Here is a 19,797-nt window from a genome sequence, read left to right on the forward strand (position 1 = left end):
TCCAATGAATTTTTTCGTCATTTTTTTCGGAATTGTCTTACTTTTCATTATATGGCTTATTCTGGACTTTTGTCTAGGGCGACAGAAGCATCATTCTTCTGTAAGAAAAATGGAAACTCCCATCCTGCATGGTGATTTTGACATTTTTACTCATGGCAAGGAGCTGTTTCACGACTACTTCTCCGTGCTGCGTAAGGCAGAAAAACATATCCATGTGTTGTTTTATATTGTAAAGGATGATGCCTTTAGTCAGGAGTTTTTTTCAATTTTAAAAGAAAAAGCACGGACCGGAGTTGAGGTTCGCTTGCTGCTGGATCGGCTTGGCAGCTGGAAAGTAAAAGGGGCGGCGATAAAAGAGCTACATGAGGCGGGCGTCAAGTTTGCCTTCAGCAATCCGGTGAAACTCCCCTTTCTTTTTTACTCGATGCAGGTCCGGAACCACCGCAAGATTTCGATTATAGATGGGCGCATTGGCTATCTTGGCGGGTTTAATATCGGGAAGGAATATATTGACGAAGACCCAAGCCTTGGTCCATGGCGCGATTATCATCTAAAAATTAGCAATGAAAGTGTCAATTTTCTACAAAGTGAGTTTCTGATGGATTGGGAGCGGGGCACAGGGGTTTACTTGCAGGGTGAGGCAAAATATTTCCCGAAATTGCCTAAGGGTTCCGTCCGCCAGCAATTTATTCCGACAGAAGCCGATCAGCTGGAACGTATGTTCATCAGTCTCATCCAATTGGCCGAAAAATCAATTACCATCGGCACACCTTATTTTATTCCAAGCAGGAGGATTTTTGCGGAGCTGCAGAAGGCGGTGCAGCGGGGCGTCTGTCTGACAATCATTGTACCGGCAGTTTCTGACCACGCACTCGTGAAAGAGGCTTCGTTCAAGTATTTACGAACGCTGCTTCGCGAAGGCGCATTGGTTTATCAGTATAATAAAGGTTTTTACCATGCCAAAACCATCGTCATTGATGACAAGGTCGCCGACATCGGTACCGCTAACTTTGACAAACGCAGCCTCTTTTTAAACCAAGAAATCAACTGCTACATCTACGACCCAAGCTTTATTGAGCAAATAAAAGGCATACTGGACAAAGACATCCACGACTCCACCCGGCTCACACTCGAGCAACTGAACAAACCAAACTTGTCCAGGTCTATGAAAGAAGCTGTTGCTGGAGTAGTTTCTTACTTTTTATAAGGCCTCAGGCACTGGCGTGAACATTTGTGGTGAACTATTTCTATGGGAGGTGGGAGTAATGAGAATTCGCTTTGGGTATGTTTCCCATGCGATTAGTTTGTGGGATGCCTCTCCGGCCAAGACGCTTACCTTTGCGCGGTATCAACAGCTGGACTCTGAGGAGCGGGCTGCTAAACTCCGCGAGATTACGAAACAAAATCTGAACCACACACTGCGGATGCTCCATTATAATGTGGCTCATGAGCTGGAGCTGTATCGATTCTCCAGCTCGATTGTTCCGCTTGCCACCCATCCGGAGGTGCGCTGGGACTTCGTCGCCCCATTTCGCAGCGAGTGGCAGGAAATTGGCGACCTTGTGAAAAAGCACAACCTAAGGGTCAGTTTTCACCCGAACCAATTTACCTTGTTTACCTCGCCAAAGCCGCAAATTACTAAGAACGCGGTAATCGACATGACTTACCATTTTCAAATGCTGGATGCCATGGGAGTTGCGGCTGAAAGCTTGATTAACATCCATATCGGCGGTGCTTATGGTGACAAACAGAAGGCCCTTTCCAGTTTCCATCAAAACCTGAAAGCCTTGCCTGCTCATATAAAAAATATTATGACCTTAGAAAATGACGACAAAACGTATACCGCAGAAGAGACGCTGGCTGTGTGTGAAGAAGAGACGATTCCGTTCGTTTTTGATTACCATCACCATATGGCCAATCCTTGTGCCAAGCCGCTTGAGGAACTGATATCAAGCATTTTCCAAACCTGGTCCCATCGGCCGAGCCTCTTGCCAAAGGTACACATCTCCTCTCCCAAGTCAGAAAAAGAATACCGCTCCCATGCGGATTTCGTCGACCCAGAGTTTATCATGCCATTTTTAAAATTGCTGAAAGAGGCTGGGCAGGATGTTGATTTCATGATTGAGGCAAAAGCGAAGGATCAAGCCTGTTTGAAATTAGTGGAGGATTTAAGCAAGATTCGCGGCTTTAAACGGATTAGTGGAGGTGCGCTAGAAATTAAATAACTCCAGTAAAAAGAGTCCCCGACCCCGGAGACTCTTTTATTCTTCAATTAAATTTAAGACAGGAACGTCCTGCTCATGTTCAGGATCCGTCCTGGAATATATCCGCGCCATTTTCGATGCTTCGTCCACATGCTGGATAATGACTTGCGTTCCCTCATAGGTCACATTAATCATATCCGCGGATTCCAAAATTTCCTTTGCTCTGCCTACATTCATGCGTTCGGTCCACTCCTCACAAATAAGTACACTATTACTATTTGCATTTTTTTGGAGGGTATTCATATTTTTAGGTATTTTTATGGAAAAATCACCTCTGATTCATGGTCCCAATTCATTTACTTTCCGTTTTGAGGCGTTTACTTTCCAATTCCGGTAAAATACTTTCCATTTTTCAAAAATACTTTCCTAACTGCGAACTTTACTTTCCACTTTTTCAATTTTACTTACACATTAAAATAATTCTAAAAAGGTTCCCTCATATATCGAAGGAACCTCAATACCAAAACCTATTCAAAAATTACATTTTTTCCGGTGCCGAAACCCCAATCAACGCCAGCGCATTCCGTAACGTAATCTGCACAGCGTTCACCAATCCAAGGCGGGCCTTAGTCCGCTCAGGCTCACCGCTTTCAAGTACCTTTTCCGCATTATAAAAGCTGTGGAACGTCGAAGCCAATTCAAAAATGTAATTGGTAACCCGGTGCGGCACGCGCTTCAATGCCGCTTCGCCAACCGCATGCGGGAACTCGCCCAATTTTTTCAACAATTCGATTTCCTTTTCGGAAGCGACCATTGAAAAGTCAGCGCCGGAATCAACTGCAAAGCCCTGTTCTTCGCCAGACCGCAAAATGGAACAAATCCGCGCATGAGCATACTGCGCATAGTAAACCGGATTTTCATTGGACTGCGACACCGCCAAATCCAAATCAAAATCCATATGCGTATCCGAGCTGCGCATCGCAAAGAAATAACGCGTCGCATCGAGGCCGACCTCATCGACCAGATCCCGCATTGTGACAGCCTTTCCAGTCCGCTTCGACATCTTCATCTTCTCGCCGTTTTTATATAAATGAACAAGCTGGATGATCTCAACCTCGAGCGCCTCGCGGTCATAGCCGAGCGCCTGAATCGCCGCCTTCATCCTTGGTATATAACCGTGATGGTCCGCTCCCCAAATATTGATCAACTTTTCAAAGCCCCGCTCGAGTTTGTCCTTGTGATAGGCAATATCCGGCGTTAAATACGTGTAAGAGCCGTCCTGCTTAATCAGCACGCGGTCCTTGTCGTCGCCAAGTTCGGTAGAACGCAGCCAGGTCGCGCCGTCCTGCTCGTAAATATATCCGCTCTCCCGCAATGCCGCCAGCGCCGTGTCAATTTTTCCATTTTTATAAAGGGATGTTTCCGAGTACCACACATCAAAGCGGACACGGAAGTCCTCGAGGTCCCTTTGGAGCTTTTTCATTTCGTATTTCAAGCCATACTCCCGGAAAAATTCAAACCGCTCCTCTTCCGAGACATTTACATATTTATCGCCAAACTCTTCCGCAAGCTGCTTGCCGATCCCCACAATGTCCGCACCGTGGTAGCCGTCCTCCGGCATTTCTTTTTCCAGACCAAGCGCTTGGAAATAGCGCGCTTCCACAGAAAGCGCCAGGTTATTAATCTGATTTCCCGCATCATTGATGTAATATTCACGGGACACATCATAGCCAGCCTTGGCCAAAATGTTGCTTAAAGAATCACCGACCGCCGCACCGCGAGCATGTCCTAAGTGAAGGTCACCCGTTGGATTCGCCGACACGAATTCCACTTGGATTTTCTGGCCGCCGCCAACTGTCGTCTCGCCATACTTGTCCCCAGCCTGCAAAATTGTCGGAATCAGCTCAGTCAAATACGAATTATTCATGTAAAAATTGATAAACCCCGGCCCGGCAATTTCCATTTTTTCAATAGAAGCCTTGGAACGGTCAAAGTTCTCCACAAGGGCCTCGGCAATCATCCGCGGCGCCTTCTTTGCCACCCGTGCCAGCTGCATCGCCATATTGGTCGAATAGTCACCATGCGCCTTTTCCTTCGGGGTTTCGAGAATCACATCCGGAATCTGTTCTTCAGACGCGAGCCCTGCCTTCAGCACCGCCGCCCGAATTTCCTCCTTAATCTTTTGCTGCACTTGTCCCACAATATTCATTTTTGTTCCTCCTGAAAACTTATTTCTAAATGGTATGTACCGGCAGGCGTCCCCTGCATGGCAAAATCATATAGGATGCTAATTTGTCCGTTGCCATTGTCGTATGAATAGTCCAGCTTCCGCGCCTTTGTCGTTGTCTCAAATGTCCCAAACGCCAGCTCATAACTACCGCGAAGCTTCCGATTCAGTTGAAAGGGCAGGCGCATCTTCAAAGGGCCGCTTCTTAGGATCAGTGCCTCGTCTTGAGATGTTTTCACAATCGTGCGCACCGTCCCCTCCTCCAGCACTTCCTCATACTGCAGGTAGGAGCCGTTATTCTTTTGAAAATAGCGGCCAAACACCGTCAGTTCAAACGTCTCCTGTTCATCAATCGTCGTCTTTACATTAACCCTTACCGGAATCTCCATACTGCACTTCCTTTTCTTTTTAAAAAGGAACTTTGATAAGCTCTTTTTTCTCTGTCCATGTCTATAACATTGACTTTCACGCCGTTTCGCATACTTTTCCTATTATAAACTTGGAAAGCCTGCAAATCAAAAAGAAGCCTACCCAAAACTAGGGCAGGCAACCTGTAGGGGTCAGTTCCCCCTTTATTTTTACTCGTTACATCATCGGAGCCAGATGACCCCCACTAGTTATTTCACCCATCCCAGCATCATTTCACGAATTAGCTTGCTCGCAGTATTGGCTGTTTGTTCGGATGGATCATAGATTGGCGCCACTTCAACAAGATCGCAGCCGACCACATTTACCTCAGAACGGGCAATCGCATGAATCGAAGCAAGCAACTCTTTTGAGGTGATTCCACCCGCATCGACGGTACCAGTTCCTGGCGCATGCGCCGGATCGAGGACGTCGATATCGATTGTGACATAAACCGGACGACCGGCAAGCTTCGGCAGGATTTCCTTTAACGGCTCAAGCACTTCAAACTTGGAAATATGCATGCCGTTTTGTTTGGCCCACTCGAATTCTTCCTTCATCCCGGAACGGATGCCGAAAGAATACACATTGTGCGGCCCAATATGCTCAGCGATTTTACGAATTGGTGTAGAGTGCGATAACGGCTCACCCTCATAATTTTCACGCAGGTCGGTATGAGCATCCATATGGATAATCGCCAAATCCGGATATTTTTTAAAAACAGCCTTCATAACCGGCCAGGAAACTAGGTGCTCCCCGCCCATGCCAAACGGGAATTTGCCCGCAGCCAATACCTGGTCAAGGAAATCTTCAATAATATCAAGGCTCTTCTGGGCATTCCCAAACGGAAGCGGAATATCGCCCGCATCAAAATATTTTACTTCATCAAGCTCACGGTCGAGGTACGGGCTGTACTCCTCAAGCCCGATCGACACCTCGCGAATCCGTGCCGGGCCGAAACGGGAACCCGGGCGGTAGCTTACCGTCCAGTCCATCGGCATTCCATATAATACAACCTGACTCTCCTCAAAATTCGGGTGGCTCTTAATGTACACATTCCCCGAATACGCTTCATCAAAACGCATCATTTATTCCCCTTTCTAACGGGGGTACGCCCCCCAATACATCACCGGATCAATTTATTTCAATAAATCCCCCACAAATTTCGGCAGAACAAAGGCTGCCTTGTGGAGTTCTTTTGTGTAGTATCGTGTTTCGATGTCATGGAAGCGGTCGTCGCTAACTGCGAGCGGATCGTATTTTTTCGATCCAATGGTGAATGCCCACAGGCCGCTTGGATAGGTTGGGATATTGGCAACATAAAGGTTGGTCAGCGGGAAAATTTCACGGACGTCACGCTGCACATTGCGAATCAGATCCGCTTTAAACCACGGGTTGTCTGACTGGGCCACAAAGATTCCGTCTTCCTTCAATGCCTTGGAAATCCCGGCATAGAAGCCCTTTGTAAACAGGTTAACGGCGGGTCCAACCGGTTCAGTCGAGTCTACCATAATGACATCGTATTCATTTTCACTATTGGCAATGTGCATAAACCCATCATCAACGCGGACATCGACACGAGGGTCGTCCAGCCAGCCGGCAATCTCAGGAAGGAACTTCTTCGAATACTCGATTACTTTCCCGTCGATATCGACAAGCGTCGCCTTTTTCACACTTGGGTGCTTCAACACCTCGCGGATGACGCCCCCATCACCGCCGCCGACCACCAGCACATTCTCCGGATTCGGATGCGTAAATAACGGCACATGTGCGACCATCTCATGGTAAACGAACTCGTCTTTTACCGAAGTCATGACCATGCCGTCTAGCAAGAGCATGTTGCCCCACTCGGCTGTTTCTACCATTTCCAGCATTTGAAACTCGGTTTGTTCTGTATGTAAAGTTTGATTCACTTTCATCGTAATCCCAAAGTTCTCGGTCTGCTTTTCCGTAAACCAAAGTCCGCCCATCTAACCATCTTCCTTTCCTCTTTTTTCTAAGTAAACACTTCAAACTTATACTACCCAAACTATTGAATTACAAACACACGAAAAAGTCTAGCAAAAATGTTTCAAATTCCTGCAAAAAATTGTTTAAAAAGAGTCTATTTTTTCAATACTATTACTATCGGTTTTTTTCAAAATCCAAAATTTCCCGTCAAAACGGTATGACAAACAAACAGGGGGTGAAGTTAGCATGGAAGTCATGACGAATCACGGTTTTCGAAAAACAGTTAAATATTTGCGTGCTCTAATCATCATCAGCTTGATTGGCATGATTTGTATGCTTGTACTTTTCCTCGGCGTCCTCGCCTATGCGAAAATACTAGGACCGCCGCCGCTCGCCGTTCCGCAGTCGACGTTATTCTTCGCTGACGACGGAACGCTGATCGGCGAAAGCAATAACGGCCAGAAGCGCTACTGGGCAAAGCTTAACGATATCTCTCCGGATCTCGTCAATGCGACCATCGCGATAGAGGATAAAAATTTTTACGAGCATCATGGGTTTGATTATAAGCGGATTGCCGGGGCGGTTCTTGCCGATGTCAAGGCCTTCGCCAAGGTTCAGGGGGCAAGTACCATCACCCAGCAATACGCTCGGAACCTTTTCCTCGAGCATGACAAAACATGGACGCGAAAGCTGACCGAAGCCTTTTATGCGATCCGCCTTGAGATGAACTATTCTAAACAACAAATTCTCGAAGGCTATTTAAATACGATTTATTACGGCAACGGCGCTTATGGAGTCGAAGCAGCCAGCCAATATTATTATGGTAAAAAAGCGGCCGACCTCTCGCTGGCAGAAGCAAGCTTGCTCGCAGGCATTCCGAAGGGGCCGGGCATCTATTCGCCGCTCCGATCTATCGAAAACGCGAAAGCCCGGCAAAACATCATTTTGCAAAGCATGGTGAAAAACGGATACATCAAGAAAGATGCAGCCCAAATTGCGGCGGGGCAGCGCCTTATTTTTGTGGGCGAATACCCGACGCACAAAGCCAGAACCGCCCCTTATTTTCAGGATGCGGTTAAAAAAGCCTTGAAAAATCAGCTTCATCTCGATGACCGGACGATTGCCCTTGGTGGCCTAAAGGTCTATACAACGCTGAACATGAAGCAGCAGGAGGCGGCTGAGGAGCAGGTCAATCGGTATGTCTCAAAATCCTCGGAAATTCAGGTCGGTCTTGTCGCAATGGATCCGAAAAACGGCAATGTTAAGGCGATGGTCGGCGGCCGGGATTATGAAAAAAGTCCATTCAACCGAGCCGTTCAGGCGGTCCGCCAGCCAGGCTCGACCATCAAGCCGCTCCTATATTACGCGGCCCTTGAGCACGGCTTCACGCCATCGTCAACGATGCGGAGCGAGGTTACGAAATTCCAGTTTGATGACGGCCAGGCCGACTATACGCCGCATAATTTTAACAACAAGTATGCTGACGGCGAGATTACTCTTGCTCAGGCCCTTGCCGTTTCGGATAATATTTTTGCCGTAAAAACCCACCTCTTTTTAGGGGAAGAAACATTAATTGATACAGCGAAGAAATTTGGCCTGTCGACCAAAATGTCAAAGGTACCGTCACTTGCGCTTGGCACCTCAGGCGTCCGGGTGATTGAAATGGCGAACGCCTACAGCATGTTCGCCAATGGCGGTAAAAAGGTCAGCCCGAACCTGATTACGAGAGTGGAAGACTTTAATGGCAATGTCATTTTTGAAAAGGAAAATAAAGATGAAAAAGTGCTGGACCCGGCCAAAGCGTTCGTCATGACGCAAATGATGACCGGCGTGTTCGATCCAAAGCTAAGCGGCTATGCCAGGGTGACGGGAAGTACTATCATCAACGACTTGACCCGTCCCTATGCCGGAAAATCCGGTTCGACGGAAACGGACAGCTGGATGATTGGCTTCTCGCCGCAGCTGGTGACGGCCGTTTGGGCAGGCTATGATATCGGCAAACCGCTTGATGTTACTGCCGAAAAAACGTATGCGAAGAACGTTTGGGCGAATTTCATGGAGGAGGCTTTGGACGGCAAGCCCGTCAAAGCATTCAAGCCGCCAAAAGAGGGTGTCATCGGGCTTTACGTCGACCCGACGAACGGCAAGCTGGCGACCAGGGATTGCCCAGTCCGCCGCTTCACCTACTACGTGACTGGCACTGAACCAACCGAATATTGCACCGAGCATATCGGCAAAGGCGGTTCCAAAAAGCATGATAAGAACGGCGATGACCAAAAAACCCCATGGTATAAACGCATTCTTCCATGGAGTTAAATGAACGGAAAAAGCTCCGGGGCAGCCCCGGAGCTTTTTCCTGTCCTAGTCTTACAGTGTTTTCACACTTCTTATAATACTACCCATTTTTGAAAAAAACTACAAGAGTTTGACATCTTTTATTTTTGTAAAAAAATGTTCATAATTAGCGTTTAAAAGGGGCTTGATTTTTCCTAAAATATTCTAATCAGCCTGCAAACCGTTTTTCAGTTCATCGGTCGAATTGTTCCATAAATCTTCGTTATGGCCGCGCAGGAAATCGGCTAGCACCTTTTTCGATTTGTCGTCCATATGTTCGACGATAATGTGGCGCTTCAGCGATTTATCCATGCGGTTAACGTGCTCCGGCAGCGACTTGTAGCCGCGGCGGATTTCCCGGTCAACAGTCATATAACAGGCCGTCACTCCAGCATAATAAGGACCTTCCGGCTTGCGGTCAACCGTCACCCACACAAGCCAATAAGGCTTGCCGTTTGGCACATCGTCCTGATTCGGGAGGAATTTGATCCCTTTTTCAACAACGCTGCGGGCATGCATCGCACCGACATCAATCTCTGCTTCTCCGGCATTGACGTCAATAATGACCGGCGAAACATTATCAAGGCTCAACGCCCCCTTGCCATAGCCCTTGTGCCCGTCCGTCGGGTCGTTTTTAATAATATTAAAACCTAGTTTTTTCTTGTTTTCTTCCATTGATGCTATAAACCTCCTTTAAAAAAACAGCCCATAAAAGAAATTGCTTAATCCACCAGCCACCCACGGGACGACAACATTAAAAATCGGCTGAATCGTATAGCTGTCGAGCGGTGTGATGACTAATATCAGAAAAATTAATATCCCATACTGTTCATATTGTGTCATTTTGGCCCGGACTTCATTGGGCGCCAAATCTTCCACAATCCGGTAGCCGTCAAGCGGCGGCAGGGGAAGCAGATTAAAAATAAACAATACCACATTGAGCTGAATAAAGATTTCAAAAAAATCATATAAACGATCTGGTGCATTGACCCCAAACCGGTTCAGCCCATAGGCGATAATAAAGCCGAGGCAGGCCAGCACCAAATTGCTTAGCGGCCCCGCGGCTGACACAAGCACTCCGGCAAGGCGCGGCTTTTTAAAGAAAAAGCGATTGACCGGAACAGGACGGGCCCAGCCAAAGCCAGCGATAAAAATTAAAATGGTCCCGAATGGATCAAGATGCTGCAGCGGGTTTAACGTCAGGCGGCCTTGCTTTTGGGCAGTGTGGTCGCCGAATTTATAGGCAACATAAGCATGGGCAAATTCGTGAAATGTAAAGGCAAACACGAGCGTAATCGCGACGTAGGGAACCAGCTCCAACGGGTATGCGAAAAAGCGACTAAAACCTTCCAAATGGGTTTCTCCTCTCTCGTGAAAAAACAGCTTGGTATCTCTCTAGTTTCCTTTAAGTATACATGAAACCTTATTGAAAAAGAAAACCAAATGTGCCGACCATTCTTGCACATTTTGGCCGTTTGTGGAACACTACAATCATGACCCATTAAAAGGAGGAAGTTAGTATGCCATATGTAACTGTTAAAATGCTTGAAGGTCGCACCGAGGATCAAAAAAAAGCGCTCGTTGAAAAAGTAACCGACGCCGTCAGCGAAACTACCGGCGCACCAAAAGAAAACATCACCATCTTCATCGAAGAAATGAGCAAAAACCACTACGCAAGAGCTGGGGTTCGCTTCAGCGACAAATAGGGTGTCAACCGCTTGTTAACATTTGTCCGCCTTGGGTGGATACTCCCCCAATAAAATCAATAAAGTGTGAATCCGCTAAGTCTTGCTTTGGATTCACACTTTATTTTTTATTTATAGTTTAAAGTCGTTTTTTGGGCTTTCCAGCTGTATTTTTTCGAGTTCCAGCCTCATTTTTTCCGTTTCAATTAAGTAGTTTTGGTGCTTTAATTTTTCAAGTTCCAACTGATCTTTTACCATTTTTGCATGTAATTTTGTCTTTTGAAGTGATAATCCGCCGACAATCGCAACAATCGGAATCGTAAATACCATTATGATCGCAACCAATCCTGCAAATTCCCCCATATTCCACACCCCATCACAACTTTAGTAGTAAAATTGTACCAAACCTACACAAAAATGGATACCGAGAGCCGCGAAAATTCCCAATAAAAAACGCCCAGACATCCTGTAGCGGACGTGGGCGCTTCAACCTCTATTTAAACTTCCTGGATTACTTTTTCTCTAAGTGTTTCGATATACCGATACGCCTCATCGATTTCTTCAACCGTGTAGCGCTGGCTGCTTTTTAGCGTGAAAACCTTCTGGGCCACCTCTTCCTTTGGAAGATTATCAAAATATAAAACCGTAGAAACCAGTTCAAGGAATCTAGCATTCTGGTCATTCATATCGGTCAGGCAATCCTCCAAGCAAGGCATGTCCACTTCGTTTAAACTCAAAAACTCCTTGCCTGAATCGGTCAATGTATAGCGATATTGATAATATCCGCCCTTTTTCTCCTTCACTTCATTAAGAAAACCCATATTGCAAAGCTCCTCCACGCGTGTGGTCAATTCCTCAGAGTATGGGCCGTAAAAGTGAAATTGGAAGCGGTCTTGAAACGGAAAATCAATTTTTTTAGCAATATATATCATCTTCTGCAGCTTTTTTCTTCCGATTATTTCACCGGAAACTAGAATTGCCTGCATCAGTTTGGCATGATCTTTCAGCAATGTTCGTCATCTCCTACTCCATTTAACAATACTTATTGTAAAAGGGCGCGAATTTTCTTTTTCCACTCTGCACCAATGGCAGTGTCCTCAAGAAAATCAGCCGGATAGTAAAGCTTGTGGTCCGTTCTGCGTTTTCCCGAAATTGCATCGACGATTTCCGATTCGCGGGAAAGCTCTCGCAAGTCCCCATTTTTCATCAATAGATGAATCGGCAGCCGTTCCTCTTCCTCACCTGGACGGTAAAAGTCATATGGCAGATCTGATGAAGAATCGACCACCAAGTAATATTCGGGGTCAATGCCTGCTTTTTCAAAAAGCAACGTTAATTCGGCAAGCTTTTTATATTCCTTGGCAGGATCAAATTCGGCATACTTGAATAAATTCCGATTGACAAAACGTTGGCAGAGGTCGCTTAAAATGGGGTCGGCCTCCTCCTGCCAGATCTGAAAATAAAACATAATCACAGATTCATCTAATTTTAAATAGTCTTCTAACGTCACTTGCTCCGTGAAAAAAGAGATAAAGTGAATCGGTTCATGTTTAAAAGAATAGTTTTTCTTAAATAATTCCTTGGCGCGATGGAGGATTTTTGTCAAAATAACCTCCGCACTGCGGGAGACGGGGTGGAAGTAAACCTGCCAGTACATTTGGTAGCGGCTCATGATATAATCCTCGACCGCATGCATGCCGCTCTTTTTAATGACAACCTGGTCCTCGCGCGGGCGCATCACCCTTAAAATCCGCTCCATGTCAAACTGCCCATAGCTTACCCCGGTAAAGTAGGCATCACGCTGGAGATAATCCATCCGGTCGGCGTCAATTTGACTGGAAATCAGGCTGACAACCATCTTCTTTTCCGATGTTTTCGCAATCACTTCGGCTACCTGCTCAGGAAACTCCGGGCTGACTCTTTGGAGGACCCTGTTTACCTCTGTGCTTCCGAGGATAATCGCACGGGTGAAGTCCTCATGGTCAAAGCCGAACACTTTCTCAAAGGCGTGGGAAAACGGACCGTGGCCGAGGTCGTGCAGCAAGGCCGCGCAAAGCGTGAGAAGGCGGTCATCGTCGTTCCATTCCGGCCTTCCTTCGAACACGTCATCGATGATCCGGCGGACAATTTCATAAACGCCAAGGGAATGGTTGAATCGGCTGTGCTCTGCACCGTGAAAGGTCAAAAAGGTCGTCCCCAGCTGCTTAATGCGTCTTAAACGCTGAAACTCCTTCGTCCCGACCAAATCCCAAATCACCCGGTCGCGGACGTGGACATAGCGATGTACGGGGTCCTTAAACACTTTTTCTTCGCTCAATTTTTCCGCCGAATACACCATGGGCTTCCCTCTTCCTGATCTTTCTTGGTTCTATTATATCCCCATCAAAAGGGTAAATCATCCAAAATTCAACAATTTTCCTCAGTATTTTTCGACAAGGCTAGGGTGTCAGGCACCGCTTATTGACAGTTGTCCATATGGGGTCGGCAACCGCAGCTCCATACAAAAGAAAAAATCACCTAAACTGATGTGCGATAGGTGATTATTTTAGTTTTTTATTGATTTTTTCCATTAATTCCTCTTCTGACAGAGCCGCAAGCGGGCGGTTATTGACGAAGGCGAAGGTCTTTTTCCGGCCTGGTCCGCAATAGGACTGGCAGCCAATTTTAATCTCGGCCTCCGGGTCAATTTCTTTCAGACGAGGGATCAATGTCTTTAAATTTACGGCCTGACAATCGTCGCACACGCGAAATTCATTGGACATTTTATTACAACCCTTTCTACATCAACAATCTATAAATAATAGTTTAACCAACTACCATATTGAAATTACAATGCGAAAAATTTGATTTTGAAAAAACTTTATAAAGCCTTGGTCCGTACATTGAACTACTAACGTATTTTACAATTTCTCTGTTTTCAATGCAAGTTGCAAAGTTTAGCAATCATGGTTCTACTTCTCAATAATACCGCCACACAACAGCCGCTAATCGGCATAAACAAAGCAATCGCCCAAATCGTGCTTTATATTTGCTAATAAGAAAGTATAAATTTTCTGTCGAAAACTTTATACTTCTTAACGCATAAATTCAACTACGCCTCTGTCTTCGTCCTATCGGACTCGCCAATCGGCGAGTTTTCATTTAACCTATTAGCAAAAAAATCTATTATCCTTTTAACCATTTTGGTATAAAGCCTAGAAAACTTGTCCATCATAAGACTAGAACTTTTTATAATTTCGCCGGAATTTGCCCGGCAAATCACTTGGAAATTATGTTAGGGAGATGAAAAATATGAAAGTTCGTCAAGATGCATGGACAGATGAAGACGATTTGCTATTAGCTGAAACCGTCCTCAGACACGTGAGGGAGGGCAGCACCCAGCTGAACGCATTTGAAGAGGTAGGAGACAAATTGAACCGGACCTCCGCAGCCTGCGGTTTCAGATGGAACGCCGTTGTCCGCCATCGCTATGAAAAAGCGTTGCAATTAGCGAAAAAACAGCGCAAACAAAGACAAAGAATCCTAGGAAAGGATCAGGGCGGCAAGAAAAAGCTTCTCTACAATCCGCCGGTTCCAGTCTCCGAAGATTTAGGAGTTTTAAACGTTCAGAGTGAAGTGATTCCTGAGGGCCCTGTTGAAATGCAGGACATGACGGTTGAAATGGCAGTAGAAGCATTGGTGCAGACGCAAGCGCAAACAGCGCCGGTACAGACCTACAGGCCAGCCGTGACAACATCCGCATCAGGTCTCACAATGGATACCATCATTGCTTTCTTGGAAAACTTTAAACATTCCAATCTGCAAAATGATGTATTAAAAACTGAGAATGAAAGATTAAAAAGAGAAATTGCTGATCTGAGACAGCAGAATGAAGAATTGAGCTCGAAAGTCAGGGATCTTGAGGATAACCGCGAAACGATGCAGGAAGATTACGAGACCCTTATGAAGATCATGAACCGCGCCCGCAAGCTTGTTCTTTTTGAGGAAGAGGAACGTCCTGCAACAAAGTTCAAAATGGACCGCAACGGGAACCTCGAAAAGGTAGCCGAATAATTCTCTAGACAGAAAGCCCAGGGAGAGAGACGCACAGCATCTTTATTCAAAAAAAGCCGTACATTCTTTAACAAAGGAGTGTGACGGCTTTTTTGCTTGGTTTGAAAAATTAGCTCCGTAAATACACTCCACGCCAGTCCCAACTTGCGGATAGGGCCAGCCAACTTGCAGATAAAGCGCGTTTACTTGATAAGACCCACCAATTGGCGGAAAGCTGTAACGGCAGCGAGCTTTGCCGGATTTGCTACATCTCCGCCAGCTTTTCATTCCGCTCGACAATTCTCTGGTAGTAGCCAGGCAAAAGCTCCAGTTCGTATTCATTTAACGGGCCAGCAAACAGCCGGTCACTGGTATTTTTCAACTCCGTTAATAGTCTGAGCATGACATCCCCTATGCTAAGTTCCACCCCGAGCAGCTCTGAAAGTGAGGCCATGACTTCCGGAACGATTTCGGGATACGCGAACCTAGTTTGCTCATCCCGTTTGGCAATCCTGTAAAATTCGCGAACAAGTTCAGCACGCTCTGACCCGCTGCCGTTTACACAAAGATAAATCTGGACAGCAACCCCTTTTTTCAAACGGCGCTGCGAGATGCCGGCAAATTTTTTCCCGCCGATGCTGAGGTCATAGCTGCCAGGGCAGTAGGAACCGACGATTTCCCTCGCTTCAATTTGCTGCGGAAAGTCGGAAAACATGTGTTGGACCAACTCCCACATCGCGTCATAGCCGCGGTTGATGTCGATTCCTTTTTCCGCCTCCGGAAGAATCAACGAGATGTTAAGGACTCCTTCATCGAGAACCACAGCAAGTCCGCCGGAATTCCTGACGATAGACTGATAGCCCTTTTCTTGTAAAAATTGAATGCCCTCCTGTAGGAATGGCAGTTTTGTATCTTGTATGCCGAGGACGATCGTGTTGTAATGCACCCACGTGCGCGCTGTTGCCGGGGCCTGTTCCGCTCCGACCGAGGCGCACAGCGTATCATCGATGCCAAATGACTGCAGCGCCTGAAAATGCGGCCCGACCGAGGACTGGTCAATAATCCGCCACTGTGGTTGTCGCAATAAACCTTCCATTTTGGTTGCTCCTTGTACGGTATGATGGAGTTATTTTATCAAAATGATTCAGGAAAAAATAGTTTGGGCTCTCTCAAAGGAGGATATCGACACGTTTCTGTCTTATATCAACAAATTTCTGCAACTTATCTATAAAATTTTTCAGATATCTACAATTTTCACGATATATCTACACATTTTCGTAAGATATCTACAAATTCTAATCGGGCCCGAAAAAAAGAGCCAGTCCAGCCTCGGACCAGCCCTCAAAATATCATTACAATCCCTGTGCCGCCGTAATCAACGCCAGCTTATAAACGTCCTCTTCGTTACAGCCGCGGGAAAGGTCATTAACCGGCGCGTTCAACCCCTGCAGAATCGGACCAACTGCTTCAAAGCCGCCTAAGCGCTGGGCAATTTTATAGCCGATATTTCCTGCTTCCAAACTAGGGAAGATGAATACATTCGCATCGCCCTGCAGCACGGAGCCAGGCGCTTTGCTTTTTGCCACAGAAGGAACAAAGGCAGCGTCAAACTGAAATTCCCCGTCGAGCACAAGCGACGGTTCACGGCGCCTCGCCTCTTCAACAGCAGCCACAACCCGCTCCGTTTCTTCCGACTTCGCAGAGCCCTTCGTTGAGAACGATAGCATCGCTACACGTGGCTCAAGATCAAACTTCTCCGCCGTTTTCGCGCTTTCAATCGCGATTTCCGCTAAATCCATACTGTCCGGTGCAATGTTAATCGCGCAATCCGCAAACACATATTTCTCGTCATCGCGGACCATAATGAACACGCCGGAGGTTTTCTTCACCCCAGTCTTTGTCTTGATGATCTGCAAAGCAGGGCGGACGGTATCCGCAGTCGAATGGGCAGCGCCACTGACAAGTCCATGTGCTTTATTTGTATATACCAGCATCGTGCCAAAGTAGTTTTCATCTAACAGAATTTTACGGGCATCCTCTTCGGTTGCTTTTCCATTGCGGCGTTCCACAAACGCAGCCACAAGCTCATCCATTCCCGCGTAGTTCGCCGGGTCATAAATTTCTGTGGCATCCAAGGATACGCCAAGCTCCTGGGCTTTTGCCTGAACCTGTTCAATGTTCCCTACCAGAATTGGCGTAAGCAGGTTTTCCTCCGCCAAACGGCTGGCCGCTCTGACAATCCGCTCATCCAAACCTTCTGGAAAAACAATTTTCAAGCCGCGTCCGGAAATTTTATTCTTCAATCCTTCAAACAAATCCACACCAAACACTCCTTTTAAAAAACTCCTTTAAATCAGGATACTTTACCAAATTATTTTTTCAAGCGATGTTCATCACAGACAACGCTTCCACGGAGAAGTTTTAGTTTTCAAAAAATAAACACTCTACTTTTTACTATTCTCTTTTTTTCATAAAAATATCCACTAAAGGTTTATTTGGGGAAACCTTGGTCAAACTATGGTATAGTTATGGTTGTTTAAGAAGAATGATTACATAGGAGTGATTTTAATGAGTGAAGCAGCACAAACGCTTGATGGCTGGTACTGCCTGCATGATTTCCGCACTGTGGACTGGACCACCTGGAAGATGCTTTCTGAAGATGAGCGCCAAGCGGCGATTCACGAGTTTTTAAGTCTGATTGAAAAATGGAACACCACCCAAGAACGCAAAGAAGGCAGCCATGCTTTATATACAATCGTAGGCCAAAAGGCAGATTTCATGATGATGATCCTGCGCCCGACGATGGAAGAACTGAACCAAATTGAAACCGAATTCAACAAGACCAAATTTGCTGAATTCCTCATACCGGCTCATTCTTATGTGTCCGTTGTCGAGCTCAGCAACTACCTGCCTGCAGGAGAGGATCCGTACCAGAACCCGCAAATTTTGGCACGCCTGTATCCTACTCTGCCAAAAACACAGTATGTCTGCTTCTATCCGATGGATAAGCGCCGCCAGGGCAATGATAACTGGTACATGCTGCCGATGGAGGAGCGCCGCAATATGATGCGCAGCCACGGCATGATCGGCCGCCAGTATGCAGGCAAGGTGCGCCAAATCATCACCGGTTCTGTCGGTTTCGATGATTACGAGTGGGGCGTCACCCTGTTCGCGGACGATGTCCTGCAATTTAAAAAGCTTGTTTATGAAATGCGATTTGACGAAGTCAGCGCCCGCTACGGTGAATTTGGGGCATTCTTTGTCGGCAATCTGTTAGAGGAAGAGCGCATTCCTAATTTCTTACACGTATAACTCGTTCGTTTAAAAGCTCCCAACTCAAAACTGGGAGCTTTTTTCATTTGCACCTCGTCCTAAAGTCATATCTCCAAACTTTCCCTCATACTAATAAAACAGCGAGAAGTAGGAACCAATTATAGGTTTCCGAGTATGTATAGACTGTTGGGCTTTTTATTTATATTTTTTTAGGAGGGAATAAAATGAGCCAATATTACAATCCTCAAGGATTTCAGCCTTATACCGGCGGTGGAGCCGGAATGCAAGGGGCCCAGCCAATCGCTGGCGGGCAGGGATTTGTTCCCACTCAGTCGGGAGGATTTCCGCCGGGAGGAGCTGTTCCGCCAAGGCCGCCTGCCGGAGGCAGTTCTGTTCCAGGCATGCTGCCAATTGAACAATCGTATATTGAGAATATTTTACGCTTAAACAAGGGTAAGCTTGTATCTGTATTTGCTACATTTGAAGGCAACACACAGTGGAATGCCAAAGAATTCAGAGGAATTATTGAGGCAGCCGGCCGCGACCATGTGATTTTAAGCGATCCGCAAAAAGGTACCCGCTTCCTGATTCCAATGGTAGCTGTTGACTACATCACATTTGCCGAAGAAATCGAATATGAATATCCGTTTGGCGGAGGACCGCAATTAGGCACTTACCCGCCTAGATAATATGAGAAAAGCATTGAGCAATAATGTCTCAATGCTTTTTTTCATGATTAAAATTGTTTTATCGCTCCAAGAATCATCAATACCCAAGCCGCTAGGAAGCAAACGCCGCCAATTGGGGTGATCGCGCCAAGCGGTCCAATTTTTGTTAAGCTTAATACATACAAGCTGCCGCTGAATAAGATGATACCAACAAGCATTAACCAGCCTGACCAGGTAAATAAAGAGCTAGTTGCAGCTTTTCCTAGCAGCAGGGCAATGATTAAAATGCCAGTTGCATGAAACATTTGATAAGTAACGCCCGTCTTCCAAATCTCAAGATAATGAGCATCTAATCTGTCCTTTAACCCGTGTGCCCCAAAGGCACCAAGTGCGACTGCCAAAAAGGCATTGATGGCGCCAATGACAATAAAAGTTTTCATGTTATTATTCTCTCCTTTTGTCTAGCTGCAGCGCCTAGCCCCTCGAGGTCATAAGCCAATCCGTCAAGAAGGCTAAAGAACAGCCTTCTCGCCGGCTTGTCTTATGCTTGTCGGGGCTGGTCAAGGCGCTTCCGCTTTTCTATTTAAAAATCAAACAATGAATCTCCGTTAGCCTCATCGTCCAGTTCCAATTTTTTTGGCTGTGGTGTAGTGACTGTTGGCTGTTGAAAAATCGGTTGCGAGACAGCGGGCTGATAAGCTGCCTGCTGGAATACTTGAGCTGTTGTTGCTTGCTGAATAACGGCCGATGCAGGCTGCACATCCCGTCCGGTCTGCTTTTCTTCCAATATCAATTCGCATAATATTTTAATAGAGTAAACCCTTTCCCGCAAGCTTTCTTCCTTATGGCTGGCCCGTGCCTGATTCAGTTCTTCTTCCATTTTGGCTAATAATTTTTGGACAGATATATTCACGTTCAAATACTCCTCATTTTCGGTCTCTATTTTATTCTACATGAGTATCGGCTTTTTTTCGAAAAAATAGTCTTTTACAGGCTTTCGACATATTTCAAATGTTCCA

22 protein-coding genes are annotated in these 19,797 nt (G+C 46.2%); 7 read left to right on the forward strand and 15 right to left on the reverse strand.

The genetic code is table 11. The features are described 5' to 3' along the window. The first annotated feature begins 109 nt into the window (after positions 1 to 109). Complete coding sequence (gene cls / locus ACNQGS_RS03290) at positions 110 to 1,207, forward strand: cardiolipin synthase (RefSeq protein WP_491486105.1); 1,098 nt, start codon at positions 110 to 112, stop codon at positions 1,205 to 1,207. A gap of 58 nt (positions 1,208 to 1,265) precedes the next feature. Next, on the forward strand, positions 1,266 to 2,225 hold the full coding sequence (uvsE, locus tag ACNQGS_RS03295) for a UV DNA damage repair endonuclease UvsE (RefSeq protein WP_491486106.1): 960 nt from the start codon (positions 1,266 to 1,268) through the stop codon (positions 2,223 to 2,225). Between the two features lie 36 nt (positions 2,226 to 2,261). On the opposite strand, the gene ACNQGS_RS03300 is transcribed toward uvsE, so the two are convergent. From ACNQGS_RS03300 to speE, 5 genes are all read right to left on the reverse strand, one after another. Continuing rightward, a complete protein-coding gene (locus ACNQGS_RS03300) occupies positions 2,262 to 2,441 on the reverse strand; it encodes an H-type small acid-soluble spore protein (protein WP_491486193.1) in 180 nt (59 codons plus the stop codon). Positions 2,442 to 2,742: 301 nt separating this feature from the next. Continuing rightward, complete coding sequence (gene argS / locus ACNQGS_RS03305; protein WP_491486107.1) at positions 2,743 to 4,413, reverse strand: arginine--tRNA ligase; 1,671 nt, start codon at positions 4,411 to 4,413, stop codon at positions 2,743 to 2,745. Then, positions 4,410 to 4,820, reverse strand: a complete 411-nt coding sequence (locus ACNQGS_RS03310; protein ID WP_491486108.1) for a YwiB family protein — start codon at positions 4,818 to 4,820, stop codon at positions 4,410 to 4,412. The genes argS and ACNQGS_RS03310 overlap by 4 nt, the downstream gene beginning before the upstream one ends. 228 nt (positions 4,821 to 5,048) lie before the next feature. Continuing rightward, complete coding sequence (gene speB / locus ACNQGS_RS03315; protein WP_491486109.1) at positions 5,049 to 5,921, reverse strand: agmatinase; 873 nt, start codon at positions 5,919 to 5,921, stop codon at positions 5,049 to 5,051. Between the two features lie 54 nt (positions 5,922 to 5,975). Then, positions 5,976 to 6,806, reverse strand: a complete 831-nt coding sequence (gene speE, locus ACNQGS_RS03320; RefSeq protein WP_491486110.1) for a spermidine synthase — start codon at positions 6,804 to 6,806, stop codon at positions 5,976 to 5,978. A gap of 226 nt (positions 6,807 to 7,032) precedes the next feature. Between speE and ACNQGS_RS03325 the strand changes: the two genes are divergently transcribed. Further along, positions 7,033 to 9,102: a transglycosylase domain-containing protein gene (locus tag ACNQGS_RS03325; protein WP_491486111.1), complete on the forward strand. Its 2,070-nt coding sequence runs from the start codon at positions 7,033 to 7,035 to the stop codon at positions 9,100 to 9,102. 183 nt (positions 9,103 to 9,285) lie between these two features. Here the strand turns inward: ACNQGS_RS03325 and ACNQGS_RS03330 are convergent, their stop codons facing one another. After that, entirely contained in the window at positions 9,286 to 9,795 is a 510-nt protein-coding gene (locus ACNQGS_RS03330; RefSeq protein ID WP_491486112.1) for a YwhD family protein, read from the reverse strand. Between the two features lie 18 nt (positions 9,796 to 9,813). Continuing rightward, a complete protein-coding gene (locus ACNQGS_RS03335; protein WP_423800146.1) occupies positions 9,814 to 10,473 on the reverse strand; it encodes a site-2 protease family protein in 660 nt (219 codons plus the stop codon). A 167-nt stretch (positions 10,474 to 10,640) separates the two neighbouring features. On the opposite strand from ACNQGS_RS03335, the gene thmT reads away from it, so the two are divergent. Further along, the gene (thmT, locus tag ACNQGS_RS03340) at positions 10,641 to 10,826 is read left to right on the forward strand and encodes a 2-hydroxymuconate tautomerase (protein WP_423800147.1); all 186 of its coding nucleotides are present in this window, start codon (positions 10,641 to 10,643) and stop codon (positions 10,824 to 10,826) included. 111 nt (positions 10,827 to 10,937) lie between these two features. Here thmT and ACNQGS_RS03345 read toward each other — a convergent pair whose 3' ends face one another. From ACNQGS_RS03345 to ACNQGS_RS03360, 4 genes are all read right to left on the reverse strand, one after another. Further along, positions 10,938 to 11,168, reverse strand: coding sequence for a hypothetical protein (locus ACNQGS_RS03345; RefSeq protein WP_491486113.1), 231 nt, complete (start codon positions 11,166 to 11,168; stop codon positions 10,938 to 10,940). 134 nt (positions 11,169 to 11,302) lie between these two features. Further along, a complete protein-coding gene (locus ACNQGS_RS03350; RefSeq protein WP_491486114.1) occupies positions 11,303 to 11,815 on the reverse strand; it encodes a YwgA family protein in 513 nt (170 codons plus the stop codon). 32 nt (positions 11,816 to 11,847) lie between these two features. Continuing rightward, positions 11,848 to 13,143 carry an HD domain-containing protein gene (locus ACNQGS_RS03355; RefSeq protein ID WP_491486115.1) on the reverse strand — a complete coding sequence of 432 codons (1,296 nt, stop codon included), beginning with the start codon at positions 13,141 to 13,143 and terminating at the stop codon, positions 11,848 to 11,850. A gap of 202 nt (positions 13,144 to 13,345) precedes the next feature. Further along, positions 13,346 to 13,567, reverse strand: coding sequence for a YuzB family protein (locus ACNQGS_RS03360; protein WP_491486116.1), 222 nt, complete (start codon positions 13,565 to 13,567; stop codon positions 13,346 to 13,348). A 529-nt stretch (positions 13,568 to 14,096) separates the two neighbouring features. On the opposite strand from ACNQGS_RS03360, the gene ACNQGS_RS03365 reads away from it, so the two are divergent. Continuing rightward, positions 14,097 to 14,858, forward strand: a complete 762-nt coding sequence (locus ACNQGS_RS03365) for an RsfA family transcriptional regulator (protein ID WP_491486117.1) — start codon at positions 14,097 to 14,099, stop codon at positions 14,856 to 14,858. A 244-nt stretch (positions 14,859 to 15,102) separates the two neighbouring features. Here ACNQGS_RS03365 and lipL read toward each other — a convergent pair whose 3' ends face one another. Both lipL and pta read right to left on the reverse strand, forming a co-directional pair. After that, positions 15,103 to 15,933, reverse strand: a complete 831-nt coding sequence (gene lipL / locus ACNQGS_RS03370; protein WP_491486118.1) for an octanoyl-[GcvH]:protein N-octanoyltransferase — start codon at positions 15,931 to 15,933, stop codon at positions 15,103 to 15,105. 256 nt (positions 15,934 to 16,189) lie between these two features. Next, entirely contained in the window at positions 16,190 to 17,158 is a 969-nt protein-coding gene (gene pta / locus ACNQGS_RS03375; RefSeq protein WP_491486119.1) for a phosphate acetyltransferase, read from the reverse strand. A gap of 247 nt (positions 17,159 to 17,405) precedes the next feature. Between pta and hemQ the strand changes: the two genes are divergently transcribed. Together hemQ and gerQ are read left to right on the forward strand one after the other, a co-directional pair. Then, positions 17,406 to 18,149 (forward strand): hydrogen peroxide-dependent heme synthase, encoded by a 744-nt coding sequence (gene hemQ, locus ACNQGS_RS03380; RefSeq protein WP_491486120.1) that lies wholly within the window; start codon positions 17,406 to 17,408, stop codon positions 18,147 to 18,149. A gap of 185 nt (positions 18,150 to 18,334) precedes the next feature. After that, on the forward strand, positions 18,335 to 18,799 hold the full coding sequence (gerQ, locus tag ACNQGS_RS03385) for a spore coat protein GerQ (protein WP_491486121.1): 465 nt from the start codon (positions 18,335 to 18,337) through the stop codon (positions 18,797 to 18,799). Between the two features lie 47 nt (positions 18,800 to 18,846). Here gerQ and ACNQGS_RS03390 read toward each other — a convergent pair whose 3' ends face one another. Together ACNQGS_RS03390 and ACNQGS_RS03395 are read right to left on the reverse strand one after the other, a co-directional pair. Continuing rightward, positions 18,847 to 19,218: a DUF423 domain-containing protein gene (locus ACNQGS_RS03390; RefSeq protein ID WP_491486122.1), complete on the reverse strand. Its 372-nt coding sequence runs from the start codon at positions 19,216 to 19,218 to the stop codon at positions 18,847 to 18,849. Between the two features lie 143 nt (positions 19,219 to 19,361). Then, positions 19,362 to 19,691: a YwdI family protein gene (locus ACNQGS_RS03395; RefSeq protein ID WP_213147933.1), complete on the reverse strand. Its 330-nt coding sequence runs from the start codon at positions 19,689 to 19,691 to the stop codon at positions 19,362 to 19,364. Positions 19,692 to 19,797: the final 106 nt, after the last annotated feature.

It is taken from the genome of Neobacillus sp. PVCKKU3, assembly GCF_058323225.1.